This window comes from Actinoplanes sp. CA-252034, from assembly GCF_050956125.1.
Classification (GTDB): domain Bacteria; phylum Actinomycetota; class Actinomycetes; order Mycobacteriales; family Micromonosporaceae; genus Actinoplanes.
The window spans coordinates 2,320,311-2,332,351 of the sequence record NZ_CP191846.1; the positions used below are offsets into that span (position 1 = coordinate 2,320,311).

At 73.7% G+C, this 12,041-nt stretch carries 14 protein-coding genes; 4 read left to right on the top strand and 10 right to left on the bottom strand.

Features of this window, described 5'->3' with window-relative positions; genetic code table 11:
• The first annotated feature begins 14 nt into the window (after window positions 1-14).
• The gene (locus ACQPZW_RS10530; RefSeq protein ID WP_433794645.1) at window positions 15-1,199 is read left to right on the top strand and encodes an MFS transporter; all 1,185 of its coding nucleotides are present in this window, start codon (window positions 15-17) and stop codon (window positions 1,197-1,199) included.
• 1,029 nt (window positions 1,200-2,228) lie between these two features.
• Here the strand turns inward: ACQPZW_RS10530 and ACQPZW_RS10535 are convergent.
• From ACQPZW_RS10535 to ACQPZW_RS10560, 6 genes are all read right to left on the bottom strand, one after another.
• On the bottom strand, window positions 2,229-2,990 hold the full coding sequence (locus ACQPZW_RS10535; RefSeq protein WP_433794646.1) for a hypothetical protein: 762 nt from the start codon (window positions 2,988-2,990) through the stop codon (window positions 2,229-2,231).
• A 134-nt stretch (window positions 2,991-3,124) separates the two neighbouring features.
• Window positions 3,125-3,289 carry a hypothetical protein gene (locus ACQPZW_RS10540; protein ID WP_433794647.1) on the bottom strand — a complete coding sequence of 55 codons (165 nt, stop codon included), beginning with the start codon at window positions 3,287-3,289 and terminating at the stop codon, window positions 3,125-3,127.
• Entirely contained in the window at window positions 3,286-3,993 is a 708-nt protein-coding gene (locus ACQPZW_RS10545; protein WP_433794648.1) for a hypothetical protein, read from the bottom strand. The genes ACQPZW_RS10540 and ACQPZW_RS10545 overlap by 4 nt, the downstream gene beginning before the upstream one ends.
• Window positions 3,978-4,136 carry a hypothetical protein gene (locus ACQPZW_RS10550; protein WP_433794649.1) on the bottom strand — a complete coding sequence of 53 codons (159 nt, stop codon included), beginning with the start codon at window positions 4,134-4,136 and terminating at the stop codon, window positions 3,978-3,980. Before ACQPZW_RS10550 ends, ACQPZW_RS10545 begins: the two co-directional genes overlap by 16 nt.
• Window positions 4,133-4,657 carry a SigE family RNA polymerase sigma factor gene (locus tag ACQPZW_RS10555; protein ID WP_433794650.1) on the bottom strand — a complete coding sequence of 175 codons (525 nt, stop codon included), beginning with the start codon at window positions 4,655-4,657 and terminating at the stop codon, window positions 4,133-4,135. The genes ACQPZW_RS10550 and ACQPZW_RS10555 overlap by 4 nt, the downstream gene beginning before the upstream one ends.
• 103 nt (window positions 4,658-4,760) lie before the next feature.
• Entirely contained in the window at window positions 4,761-5,345 is a 585-nt protein-coding gene (locus ACQPZW_RS10560; RefSeq protein ID WP_433794651.1) for a DUF4232 domain-containing protein, read from the bottom strand.
• 65 nt (window positions 5,346-5,410) lie between these two features.
• Here ACQPZW_RS10560 and ACQPZW_RS10565 point away from each other — a divergent pair, with 65 nt between their 5' ends.
• Together ACQPZW_RS10565 and ACQPZW_RS10570 are read left to right on the top strand one after the other, a co-directional pair.
• Entirely contained in the window at window positions 5,411-6,637 is a 1,227-nt protein-coding gene (locus tag ACQPZW_RS10565; protein WP_433794652.1) for an MFS transporter, read from the top strand.
• An 84-nt stretch (window positions 6,638-6,721) separates the two neighbouring features.
• Window positions 6,722-7,522: a PepSY domain-containing protein gene (locus ACQPZW_RS10570; protein ID WP_433794653.1), complete on the top strand. Its 801-nt coding sequence runs from the start codon at window positions 6,722-6,724 to the stop codon at window positions 7,520-7,522.
• Between the two features lie 40 nt (window positions 7,523-7,562).
• Here the strand turns inward: ACQPZW_RS10570 and ACQPZW_RS10575 are convergent, their stop codons facing one another.
• Both ACQPZW_RS10575 and ACQPZW_RS10580 read right to left on the bottom strand, forming a co-directional pair.
• A complete protein-coding gene (locus ACQPZW_RS10575; protein WP_433794654.1) occupies window positions 7,563-9,254 on the bottom strand; it encodes a HAMP domain-containing protein in 1,692 nt (563 codons plus the stop codon).
• Window positions 9,251-9,934, bottom strand: coding sequence for a response regulator transcription factor (locus ACQPZW_RS10580; protein WP_433794655.1), 684 nt, complete (start codon window positions 9,932-9,934; stop codon window positions 9,251-9,253). The genes ACQPZW_RS10575 and ACQPZW_RS10580 overlap by 4 nt, the downstream gene beginning before the upstream one ends.
• Before the next feature lie 102 nt (window positions 9,935-10,036).
• Here ACQPZW_RS10580 and ACQPZW_RS10585 point away from each other — a divergent pair, with 102 nt between their 5' ends.
• Window positions 10,037-10,486, top strand: coding sequence for a hypothetical protein (locus ACQPZW_RS10585; RefSeq protein ID WP_433794656.1), 450 nt, complete (start codon window positions 10,037-10,039; stop codon window positions 10,484-10,486).
• Here the strand turns inward: ACQPZW_RS10585 and ACQPZW_RS10590 are convergent, their stop codons facing one another.
• Together ACQPZW_RS10590 and ACQPZW_RS10595 are read right to left on the bottom strand one after the other, a co-directional pair.
• Entirely contained in the window at window positions 10,487-11,518 is a 1,032-nt protein-coding gene (locus ACQPZW_RS10590; RefSeq protein WP_433794657.1) for a hypothetical protein, read from the bottom strand. It lies immediately after the preceding gene.
• Complete coding sequence (locus tag ACQPZW_RS10595) at window positions 11,515-12,012, bottom strand: sigma-70 family RNA polymerase sigma factor (protein WP_433794658.1); 498 nt, start codon at window positions 12,010-12,012, stop codon at window positions 11,515-11,517. The genes ACQPZW_RS10590 and ACQPZW_RS10595 overlap by 4 nt, the downstream gene beginning before the upstream one ends.
• Between the last annotated feature and the right edge of the window lie 29 nt (window positions 12,013-12,041).

Sequence of the window (12,041 nt, forward strand, 5' to 3'; positions counted from 1 at the left end):
GTTATCGTGCGCGGATGACCGAGATCCACGGCCAGACGCTGCGCCAGCTCGGCCCCACCGTCTATCTGCCGTCCGCGGTCTACTCCACCGGCATCGGCGCGGTCGCCCCGGTGATCGTCCTGACCGCCACCGGCCTCGGCGCCTCCCCGGCGGCCGCCGCCGTCGTGGCCGGGCTGCTCGGGCTCGGCCAGATCAGCGGCTCCCTCCCGGCCGGTGTGCTGATCTCCCGGGTCGGCGAGCGGCGCACCATGCTCGCCGCGTCCGCGTTCGCCGTACCCGCCCTCCTGGCCTGCATGCTCGCCCCGAACCTGCTGCTCCTGGGCGCCGCCGTGGCGGTCCTCGGCGTGTGCGGTTCGGCGTGGGCGCTGTCCCGGCACGCCTACCTGACCGAGGCGGTCCGCCCCGAGCTCCGCGCCCGCGCCATGTCCACCCTCGGCGGCGTCGGCCGGATCGGCACGTTCACCGGCCCGTTCCTCGGCGCCGGCGCCATGCACGTGGCCGGACTCGACGGCGCCTACCTGGTCGCCATCGCCGGCGTCGGCCTGGCCACCGTGGTCCTGGTCGTGCTGCCCCCGGTCCCACACGACCGCGCCGTGCCGCCCGGCGCCGAACGCCCCAACCTCTGGCAGGTCATCCGCGCCAACCGGCGCACCCTCCGCACCCTCGGCTCCGGCGTCCTGCTGGTCGGCGCCCTCCGCGCCTCCCGCCAGACCATCCTGCCGCTGTGGGGCGTCGCCCTGGGCCTGCCCCCGGCCACGATCGGCCTGATCTACGGCGTCTCCGGCGGCATCGACATGCTGCTGTTCTATCCCGCCGGCAAGCTGATGGACCGCTACGGCCGCCGGGCCGCCGCCGTCCCCGCCATGACCCTCCTCGGCGTGGCCCACGCCCTCCTGCCACTGGCCGGCGGCGTCGTCGGACTGACCCTGGTGGGGCTGCTCATGGGCCTCGGCAACGGCCTCAGCGCCGGCCTGGTGATGACCCTCGGCGCGGACGCGTCACCGTCGTCCGGCCGGGCCGAGTTCCTCGGCGCATGGCGCCTCTGCTCCGACCTCGGCCAGGGCGGCGGCCCGCTGCTGATCGGCGCCATCACGGCCGCCGCAACCCTCTCCGCAGCGGCCATCACCGTCGGCGGTTCCGGTCTCCTGGCCGCCTACCTGTTGCATCGGTGGATCAAACCCCAGCGCTCGTACGGCTAGAGACCTTTCGGGATCAGGGTCTGCGCCGACGTCGGCTGGCCGTAGCTCAGCCAGGTCATGACGTCGCCGGAAGCCCGTTCAGGCCGCGGTTCACGGACTGGTCGCCGAGACGTCCGCTGCCCTTGCCCGGGGGCTGGCCGCCAAGACGTCTCCGGCCCATTGCCCCGAGGGACTGGTCGCCGAGACGTCCGCTGCCCTTGCCCGGGGGACTCGTCACCAGGACGTTCCCTGCCTTCGCCGAGGCCTTCGCCGAGGACGAGCACGACTACCAGCGCACACGTACATCGATCGTGCGCCCCCAGTCACGCCTCCACGACTACCAGCGCACACGAACACCGATCGTGCGACCCCAGCCACGCCACCACGACCACCAGCGCACACGAAACCCCGATCGTGGGCTTTCACCAACGCCAGGGCGACGACCAGCGCACACGCAACCGTTACGTGTGCGCCCATCACCGCCGGCGGCCACGGAGAAGATCGACTACACGGACTACTGACACGCGGGGGCCGGGTCGTCGACGCTGGTACGGACTGCGGGTACGCGTGGGCTGGGTCGTCGACGCCGGTGTCGCGCCGCAGTCGCACCCGAGCAGCGGTTCGGGTGGGCACAAGGCCCATCGCCGGGGCGTCCGGTGCATCCGGTAGGGGACCGGGCTCGGTCACCGACCGTAGACGGCGGCGAGAACACCCGAACCCGGCAGGTAGGCCGGCCGGGGCGGCGGTGACCTGGCACAGACCCTGACCTCGGAAGCTCCCTAGACGCCTCCCACGGCCAGGGTCTGAAGCAAGCCCGTGGGCTGCTTGGCCGGGGCGGGGAGCGCCGACGTCGGGTCGGTGGCGGCATCCGGTCGGTGTTCCGGGTTGGTGGGGCGTTCTCGGCCGGGGCCGATCCGGGGTCGAGTGCGATCCCCGCCTGTAGAGGGGCGAGTCGGACGCCTCCGGATCGATGTAGGCGAGACGGCCCTGAATCCTGTCGAGCCGTGCCTGAGCGGCGATCGGCCCGGATGTGGAGCCGTGACCGAGTCTTCAGGGGGTGATCAGCAGGCCGTCACCGATCAGCCGGACGTCGGGGACACGGTCGTCAGGGGTGTAGGGGACCACCTTGAGCGACGTGGCGCCGTCGACGCGCAACTCCCGGCCCGGGTCGAGGACGTGACCGTCTGCGAGCATCCCGGCCAGCTGGTTGAGGATTCCGGCGGCTTCGCCGATCCGGGCCTCCGGAACGCCCATGATCAGGTCCGGGCGGCCGAACTTGAGCATCCCGCGAGTGTGCACCGCGTGCCCGAATCCGGGGGAGGCGTCGCTCTCGGCCACCACACTGATCTCCCGCAGCACCGTGAACGGGCGGTGCGGGTCGAGGTCGGCGATCGACGGGGCGGGCGACCAGTCGTGGGCGAACACGTCGAGCACCGCGACCGCCCCGGACCGGGCCGCCGCCGCGGCGACCGCCCAGGCCAGCTGCAGGTGGGTCAGGTCGGCCGGGTCGGGCACCCGCACCTGGATCGAGTAGCAGCAGGTCGCCTCGTCGAGCAGGCGCGGGTCGGGCAGTTCACGCTCGGCCAGGTTCCGCAGCGGACCGCTGCGGAACCCGTCGACCCATTCCGGGTTCTCCGAGTGCCGGTGCAGGCGTACGTCCAGGGCGTCCACCGGAGCCGCCGCCGGGACCACGCCGGTCAGGTCGAGCCCGGTCAGCACCTCGTCGGAGGCGTAGGCGACCAGGAGCACGGCCGCTTCCCGGCCGGAGCGACGATGGGCGGGCCGCCGCCAGGGCTCGACACGAAGATCCACCCGCCCATCCTGACAGCCGCCCCCGTCGCCGGCCGCCCCACCCGCGGTCGGCGCCGCTTCCGTCGCCGGTCCCCGTGCCGCCGGCCCCCACCTGCGGTCAGTGCCGGTCCCGTGCCGGGCGGCCCCACTCGCGGTCAGCGCTGGTAGGTGATGCCGCCGGCGAAGCGCAAGGCCTCGTCCCGGCTCAGGCGGAACCGCTGCGGATCCCACGTGACGGTGAGCAGACGGCCGGCGCCCAGATCGACGGCCACAGAACCGGCGTCGAGACGCAGTTCGGCGTCGTGCCCGCCCACGGTCACCCGCTCGCCGTCCCCGCCGGGGTGAACGCCTCCGCGGAGACGAGAACGCACAACCCGTCGGGCTGGCGCTGCTGCGGACGCGTCTCCTCGACCAGGCACACCTGGTCGGGACTCTGATACTGGGTGGTCACGCGGGGTGGCAGGACGCCGAACATGAACGGGGACCGGCTCGCCCCCATGATCGGACCTGTGCCGGGGTCCAGCCCGCGGGCGAATCGCAGCACCTCGGCCTCGGTGTGCCGGCCGAAACTGGTCACCTGCACCCAGTCGCCGGGCGACGGCATCCTCCAGCGGACGGCCACATACCGGTCGCCGGGCTTCGCGCCGTCGTAGCTGTCGGCGGTTCGCACGGTCGCCCGGATGCCGTTCACGTCGGCGGTGTGCTCCTCGGGCGTCTCGACCTCCGAGCCCGGGTCGGCCGTACCGACCTCGGCCGTGAGCACGGCACCGTCCTTCTCGTACCGAAGAAGCTCGTTATGCCCCATCTGGAACACCTCGGGCCTGGTGCCGAGGTCGGCGGGCACCCAGGCCGGCCGTAGGGAGAAGAGCGGGACCGGCGTCCACATCGTGCGCTCCCAGCCGGCCGGGAGCGGGGGAGACACGGCCGGGCGCGGGGGAGACGCGGCCGGGGCCGGTTGCGGTCGCGGTGGGTCGGCGTCGTGACGCATCAGGGGTACGGCCAGAGCCGTCACCAGCACAGCCACGGCCGTCCCGCCGGCCATCGACCTGCGGCGGCGCACGTCACGGCGTACCCCTTGGTCACTTCGGTCAGGAGGTCGTCGGCCGGCGGTGTCGCCGCGGCGGCCCGGTCGTGGAGAGCGACCCGCAGGTCCTCTTCGAGGGTCATGGCCTCACCTCTTCGATCGTGGCCGTCACGAGGTCGGCCCGCAGTCGGGCCAGGGCGCGGGCGGCGTGCACCCGCACCGTGCTGGGCGAGCAGCGGAGCACGTCGCCGATCTGCCGGTCGTCGAGGTCCTCGTAGTAGCGCAGCACCATGACGGCCCGCTGGGTACGGGTGAGCCCGCCGAGCCGGGTCCACAGCTCGTCGCGCAGGGCCTGCCCCTCGGCGAAGTCGTCGGCGGCGGGCTCGTCGGGCACGGTTCCGGGGCGTTCGGAGTTGGAGCGGCGGCGCAGCCACGACACGTGGGAGCGGACCAGCGCCGTGCGGATGTAGCGGTCGGGCTGGCCGGCGTCGATCCGTGACCACCGGCGGTACGCCTTGACCAGCACCTCCTGCACGAGGTCCTCGCCGAGGTGCCGGTCGCCGCAGATCAGATAGGCGAATCGGCGCAGTGAGTCCCCCGGGCCCGCACATAGTCCTCGAAACCGCTGTGCACTGACTCTCCCGCCGCCGGTCGCCTCCGTCACCCATAGGACGCCGCGGCGAGCCGGATCCGCTTACCTACCCGGCCGGTGTGGTCGCCACGGCGTCGCCGAGCTGGGCATGGCCGCCCACGATCGGTCCCTCCGGTCAGGACTGATCGGTCCACGGGCTGATCGCGACCTTGCCCGTGTTGCCGGCGTCCACGTTCAGGGCGAGCACGTGCCGCGGCTGCCCGGTGGTCTCGGCGACGCTCACGAACTCGCCGACCGCCACGGTCTCCGCGTCGGTGGTCAGGTTGCGCCACACCAGCAGGGCGGTGACCGACTCGCCGGGCGCGACCGTCAGCCGTTTCGGCTCGACCTGCCACGGCGGCAGGGCGGTGACCTCGCCGACGCCGTGCAGGACCCGCAGATCGAGCGGCTTCCGGTCCTCGTCGAGGACACCGAGATCCGGATAACCCATGATCTGGTACGGCTTCGTGCCGCAGTTGCGCAGCTGGATCCCCACGGCGCGCAGCCCGGACGCCGCGTCGCCCTCGCCGACGGAGATCTCCCGCCCGTCGACGCACCGCGGAACGGGATCGGGGGCACGGGCCGGGGACGCCGACGGCGCGGGCCGGGCCGCGGTGGACCGGCCGGTCTCCGGAACGGGCACGGTGCCGGGCGCCGCACAACCGCTGAGCAGCATCGACACGATCAACAGCGGCAGGGCACGGGAGAGGGAGATATTCATGGGTACGGGGAGGATAGCCCGGCTAGGGTGTCCGCCGTGGCCCTGAACGACGACGTGGGTGCCGGGTGAGCCAGCAGCGCGTCTACTACCTGTTGACCACGGTCTCCGGCTTCCTGTGGACCTTCGCCTTCACGCTGCTGCTCGTCTTCCACGTGCAGGTGGCGCATCTGTCGCCGGTGCAGCTGGTACTGGTCGGCACCGTCATGGAGATCACCTGCTTCCTCGGTGAGGTGCCTACAGGAGTGCTCGCGGACGCACGGTCGCGGACTCTGTCCGTACAGATCGGGCTGATCCTGATCGGTCTCTCCCTGCTTCTGCAGGGTGGTCTTCCGGTGTTCGGCTGGATCCTCGCGGCGCAGGTCGTCTGGGGGATCGGGTACACGTTCACGTCCGGGGCGATCGAGGCGTGGATCGCCGACGAGGTGGGCGAGGACCGGCTCACCCACGTCCTCCTGCGCGGGCAGCGGTTCGAGCTGGGCGCGATGATCCTCGGGTCGGTCGCCGCCGGAGCGGTGGGCCTGCTCGACCTGCGGCTGCCGATGCTGATCGCCGGCGCCGGGAACATCGTCCTCGCCGTCGTCCTCGTCATGCTGATGCGGGAGCCCCGTTTCACGCCGGCCGCCGCGGGCGGGCGGCTCACGTTCGCGACGATGCGGGCCACCTTCACGGCCGGGGTGCGGCAGGCCCGGCAACGGCCGCTGGTTCGCGCGTTCCTGCTGGTCAGCCTCCTCGTCGGGCTGTCCGGGGAGGCGTTCGACCGGCTGTGGACGGCGCATCTGCTGGACGTCTTCGACCTTCCGCCGGTGCTCGGCGTGACGTCGGCCGCGGTCTGGTTCGCCGGGCTGGCCATCGTCGGCCAGCTGATCGGGCTGGGCGCCAACTACGCGGTCGAACGCGCCGGACTGACCGAATCCGGTCACCTTCCCCGCCTGCTGACGATCCTCACGCTCGTGCAGGTCGCCGGGATGATCGGGTTCGCCGTCGCCGGGGCGCTGTGGGCGGCGTTCGCCGCGCTGTGGGCCCGCAACGCGGCGGGGGCGCTCTCCGGGCCACTGCGGTCCGCCTGGCTGAACCGGGGCATCGACTCGTCGTCGCGGGCCACCGTCCTGTCGGTCGACAGCCAGTTCGACGCGATCGGGCAGGTCGTGGGCGGGCCACCGCTGGGCGCTCTGGCCGGGCGGACCTCCATCCCGGTCGCGTTGCTGGTGTCGGCCGGGCTGCTGGCTCCCGCCGCGTGGATCTTCGCCCGCCTGGGGCGGCGGTCCGCGGACACGACGTTAGCCCGGCCTTAACGTTCGCACAGCGCGCCCATAGTGATCTTCCCGCGATCGTTCCCCCTGTCCGGAACACCGGACGAACCGCCGAAGGGGAGAACGATGAAGATCAAGAAGAACCTGGCCGCCGTGATGCTCACGGCCGGCCTGCTGGCGGCGCTGGGCTTCGGGGGAGCGGCGCTCGCCGACGGTCGCTCCGACGACAACCGGCTGCGAGCGTCGGCGAGCCCGTCCGCCGAGCCCAGCCCGTCCTCGGGTCCGTCCTCGAGTCCGTCCTCGGGTCCGTCCTCGGGTCCGTCCTTGAGTCCGTCCTCGAGTCTGTCCTGGAGCCCGTCCTGGAGCACGGACGATTCGGTGAGTCCCGGTCCGTCTTGGAGTGCGGGCGACTCGGTGGGTCCCGGTCCGTCGGCGAGTGCGGACGACTCGGCGGGCGCCGGTCCGTCGTCGAGTGGCTCGCCGTCGGACAGGAGGGCGGTCTCGGCCGCGCGGGCCGAGGCGATCGCGGTCCGGGCGGCCGGTGGGGGGCGGGTCGAGTCCGTCGAACGGGAGACCGAGCACGGCCGTCTGGTCTGGGACGTCGACGTGATCGTCGACGGCGTCGAGCACGACGTCGACGTCGACGCCGCCACCGGCGAGGTGACCCGCCACCGCACCGACGGCGATCGCGGCCGCGAGGACCGGGGCCGGGGCCGTGACGACAAGAGCAGCGACGACCGGGGCCGTGACGACAAGAGCAGCGACGACCGGGGCCGTGACGACAAGGGCCGTGACGACCGGGGCCGAGGCAGCGATGACAGCGGCCGTGACGAGGGTGGGCGCGACGACGACGGTGGCCACCGTGGGCGCGGCAGCGATGACAAGGGCGGCGACGACAAGGGCGGCAAGCGGGGTCGCAACGACTGACCTATCCCAGGACCCGGGCGGCCGATCCGCGCGGGTGATCTCACATGGCGGTGTCATCGGCGGTCGTCGGCCGGTGCCACCGCCGTATCGCTTGCACGGCCCGGATCGCGTCGGGTCCGTCAGTGGGATTGTTCGGGCGTACCCGAAAGCTCCAGGCGGACGACCGCACCGCCGGACCCGGGCGGGCTGATCTCGAAGGAGCTTGCCACCTGGCGGGCGATGTCCAGACCGAGCCCGGTGGATCCGCCGCCGGAGGTCCCGCGGCGCGCGACGTCGTCGCCGGAGGCCGGCGAGGGGGGTGTGGCGGGCGAGGGGGGTGTGGCGGGCGAGGGGGTGTGGCGGGCAAGGGGGGTGTGGCGGTCCCGGGCGGGGCGGCGGGCAAGGGGGGCGAGGGCGGCGCGGCGGGCGAGGGCGGCGCGGCAGGCAAGGGGGGTGTGGCCGGCGAGGGCGGCGCGGCGGGTGAAGGCGAGGGCGGTGCGGCCGGCGAGGGCGGTGCGGCGGACGGGGAGACAGCGGTGGGTGAGGACAGTGCGGCCGGCGGGGAGAGTGTGGCGGGCGGGGAGAGAGCGGCCGGTGAGGCCGCGGATGGGGCGCCGGTGGCTGACGGGAGAGGCGGCGCGGCCGGGAAACCGGGACCGTCGTCGGCGACGGTGAGGGTGGCGCCGCCGCCCGGATGGGCGGTGAGGGTGACCGACAGGGCCGTCCCGTCCGGTGTGTGGGCGAAGACGTTGCCGAGCAGCGCGTCCAGCGCCGCCGCGAGGTCGTCGGCGGGCACCGTGACCGGGGCCGGGCCGGACGGCAGCTCCTGTAGGAGGGGACGGCCGGTGTCCTCGGCGAGGACCGCCCAGAACGCGACCCGTGCCGCGACCACCGCCGTCGCGTCGCAGCCGGTGGCCGTCGTCGAGGGGGTGCCGGCCCGGCGGGTCTGCTCGATGACCGCTGTGACGGCACGGGCCAGCTGGTCGGCGGCGGCCGCGACCCGGGCCGACTCGTCCGGGTCGCGTAGTGACTCGGCCTCCAGCCGGAGCGCGGTGAGCGGGGTGCGCAGGCGGTGGGAGAGGTCGGCGACGCGTTCGCGTTCGGCGGCGAGCAGGTCCTGGATGCGGCCGGCCAACAGGTTGAGCGCACCGGCGACCTCACGTAGCTCGGCCGGGCCGGACTCCTCGGCGCGGGCGGTGAGCTCGGCACCGGCCAGGCGGTGCGAGACGGCGGACAGCTCGCTGATCGGGCGGATGATGGCGCGGGCCAGACGGTCGGCGACGAACAGGCCGAGCAGCACCAGGGCGACGCCGAGCGCGGCGAGGGTGGCCCGGGCGCGGGTGACGCCGCGGGTCAGCTCGGCCTCGGTGACGAGCGCGCGGATCACCACTGTGGTGCCGCCCGCGCCGACGACCGGCACGACCAGCTCCTGACCGGCGTCGGTGGTGACGGTCAGCGAGCCGTGCCGGGCCGCCGCCAGCCGCACCGCGGGAGTCCGCACGGCGGGGGTGCCGAGGACACCGCCGTCCGGCAGGAAGACCGTGACCGGCACACTCTGCGCCTCCACCGACAGCCGCAGCGCCGTGGTGTCCCCGGTGGCGGCCAGCGGGACGATCGACTGCACCACGTCGTCGGCCCGCCCCAGCGCCCGGTCCTGCGCGACCTGCCGGAGCAGCACCGCGAGCGGCACCAGGAACGCCAGCAGCATGAGCACCGTCGTCGCCGCGACCAGCAGCGTCAGCCGGGCTCTCACGCCGGCCCGCTGAGTTTGACGCCGACACCACGGACGGTGTGCAGATAGCGGGGCGCCTGCGCGGTCTCGCCGAGTTTGCGGCGCAGCCATGACAGGTGCACGTCGACGGTCTTGTCGGCTCCGCCGTACGGCACCTGCCACACCTCGCTGAGCAGTTCCCGTTTGGTGACCACCTGCCCGGCCCGCAGCGCCAGATGATGCAGCAGGTCGAACTCGCGCGGGGTCAGCTCGACCCCGGTCCCGTCCAGGGTGACCGTGCGGGCGGCCGGGTCGATGCGCAGCCCGCCCACCTCCAGGACCGGCGTGACGTCGCGGTCGCCGCCGCCGCGTCGCAGCACCGCCCGGATCCGCGCGTCGAGCTGGGCTGCGGTGAACGGTTTCACCACGTAGTCGTCGGCGCCCGTGTCGAGCAGCCGGACCATCTCGGTCTCCTCGTCGCGGGCGGTCGCCACGATCACCGGGATCCGGCTGACCGCCCGCAACATGCGCAGCAACTCGCGGCCGTCGAGGTCGGGCAGGCCCAGGTCGAGCACGATCAGGTCGGGCCGTTCGGCGAGGGCGGTCTGCAGGCCCTCCATCGCCGCGGCGGCCGCCGCCACGGCGTGCCCGCGTTCCCGTAGTGCGCGCAGCAGGGTGGTACGGATCGCCGGGTCGTCCTCGATGAGCAGGAGTCTCGCCACGGCTGCACGGTAGCCCCCTGGGCGCGGCGGATCCGGCGTTCTTAACCTTCCCTTAGCGGTGTCCGGTGCCCGGCTTAGCGTCCGGCGGCGGATAGTGGCCGGGTGCGACTCATCGACCGGCTGGGCCGGCTACCCCTGGTCATCGTCCTCGGCTGGATCGTCGCGGCGTTCCTCGCGGTGATGGTCGGCGTGGTCGGGATCGGCCTGGTCGGCTCGGGGCTGCTGACGTCCCGGCAGGGCGCCGCGGTCAGCGAGGACGAGGTACGGCAGGCCCTGGAGGAGACGTCCGCGGAACCGCCGGCGTCACCGTCGGCAGCGCCGTCCCGGTCCCCGGCGCAGAGCCCGCCCAGGTCCTTCCCCACGGAGGGCGGGACGGTGGTGGCCGAGTGCGGGCGGATCCTGTCGATGTCGCCGGCTCAGGGGTTCGAGGTGCACGAGCAGGACGACGACGAGGGCGAGTTCCGGGCGGTCCGCGGACGGGACCGGGTCAAGGTGGAGCTGACCGGCTGCGACCAGGGCACGCCGCGGCTGCGGATCCGGCTCGACGACTGATCACCCGTGGGGCAGCCATGAGGTGTCCGGCTCGGGGCCGAGGGCGATCTCGTCGATCATCCGGGTCAGCTCGTCGCGGGTCACGTCGTACCCCCGCCGGATCTTGACCCTGAGCAACCGGCCGTCGTCGAGGTCCACCCTGGCGAAGGCGGAGAAGTCCGGGCACCGTGAGACGGTGTCCGGTAGGTCGGGGCATCCGCTGCCGGGCTCGCCGAGGTAGAGCCAGCCGGGCCGGCCACGCAGGGTCGTCGGTGTTCCCTTCGAGGTGGACACCTCCCGGACCAGCTCGGCCTCGACCACGGCGAGCGGGGCGCCCACCCGCAGGCTCTCCCGCCACCGGCCGGCCGTCCCGCTCAATTCGGCGACCACCGGCCCGGAGAACCGTTCCGGAAGCCGGCCGAACGACAGCGACACCGCCACCACCGCGTCCGGATCCGGCTCGATCGATGCGGCCACCTGCCGCGCCACCTGGCCGTCCGGGTCGGAGCGGGTCACCGACACGCTGACGATCAGGTCGCCGTCCACCTCCACCCAGACCTTTCCCGGGCCCGGAGTGACCCAGGCCGGGCGCCCGCCCAGCGTGGCGGAGCCGAACCCGGCGGGGTCGAACGACGACCGGGGGAGCAGGGACACGATGATCATGTCGTCCGGGCCGGCGCCCCGCCGCCATGATCGCGTCTGCGACACCGGGCCGCTGCCGGGTGCCGTGCCGCTCCGGCTGACCTCGGCGAACCCGGCCGGCAACCAGCCGGGCCGGTAGCTGAGCGGGGTGCGGGCGCCGCCGGGTGGAGGGGCCGTGCCCGAGGGGCGGCCGGCGGGCGGCTCCGGTTCCGGGACGGACGCCGGCGGTCGCGGCCAGGCGGTCACCGCCACACCCACCCCGGTGACCACGGCGGCCGACGTGACCAGCAGCGCGCGGCGCTGCCGGTGAGCCCGGGCCCGCGCCGCGATCCGGGCCGCGACCGGCCCCGGATCGTGGGCCCGGCCGGCGATCGTGGACAGCACGTCCCGCAGCGTCTCGTCGTCGGTCATCGGATCTCGGCCTCCAGCCGCAGCTTGGCCAGGGCGGTCGAGGCCTGTGCCCGTACCGTCGACGCCCGGCTTCCCATCAACTCGGCGATCTCGTCGAACGTGTGGCCCTCGAAATACCGCAGCACGATCACCGCGCGCTGGCGGGCGGGCAGCGCACCCACCCGGCGGACCAGCTCGTCGCGGTCCTGCCGTTCGGTGAGCGGGTCGACGGCGGTGGCCCGGTCGGCCAGCTGCTCGTGGCTCATCGGGACGACCCGCCCCCACCGGCGCCGCAGGGACAGGAACTCGTTCAGGATCATGCGTTTCACGTACGCCTCGGGCTGGTCCATCGCGGCGATCCGCCGCCACCGTGCGGAGACCCGGACCATCACCTCGCCGACGATGTCGTCGGCCTGATGCGGGTCACAGGTGAGCACGGTGGCGTAGCGCAACAGGACGCCCAGCCGTGCCGCGACGAACTCGCCCACCGAACCGTTCTCGACGTGGCGGGGCACGGCCTCCCCTCCGGAGACCGGCAACCTCG

What these genes read in the sequence shown, in the direction of transcription:
- ACQPZW_RS10530 (WP_433794645.1), top strand. Translation starts at nt 15, where the DNA reads ATGACCGAGATCCACGGCCAGACGCTGCGCCAGCTCGGCCCCACCGTC.
- ACQPZW_RS10590 (WP_433794657.1), bottom strand. Translation starts at nt 11,518, where the DNA reads ATGACCGACGACGAGACGCTGCGGGACGTGCTGTCCACGATCGCCGGC.
- ACQPZW_RS10570 (WP_433794653.1), top strand. Translation starts at nt 6,722, where the DNA reads ATGAAGATCAAGAAGAACCTGGCCGCCGTGATGCTCACGGCCGGCCTG.
- ACQPZW_RS10550 (WP_433794649.1), bottom strand. Translation starts at nt 4,136, where the DNA reads ATGACCCTCGAAGAGGACCTGCGGGTCGCTCTCCACGACCGGGCCGCC.
- ACQPZW_RS10560 (WP_433794651.1), bottom strand. Translation starts at nt 5,345, where the DNA reads ATGAATATCTCCCTCTCCCGTGCCCTGCCGCTGTTGATCGTGTCGATG.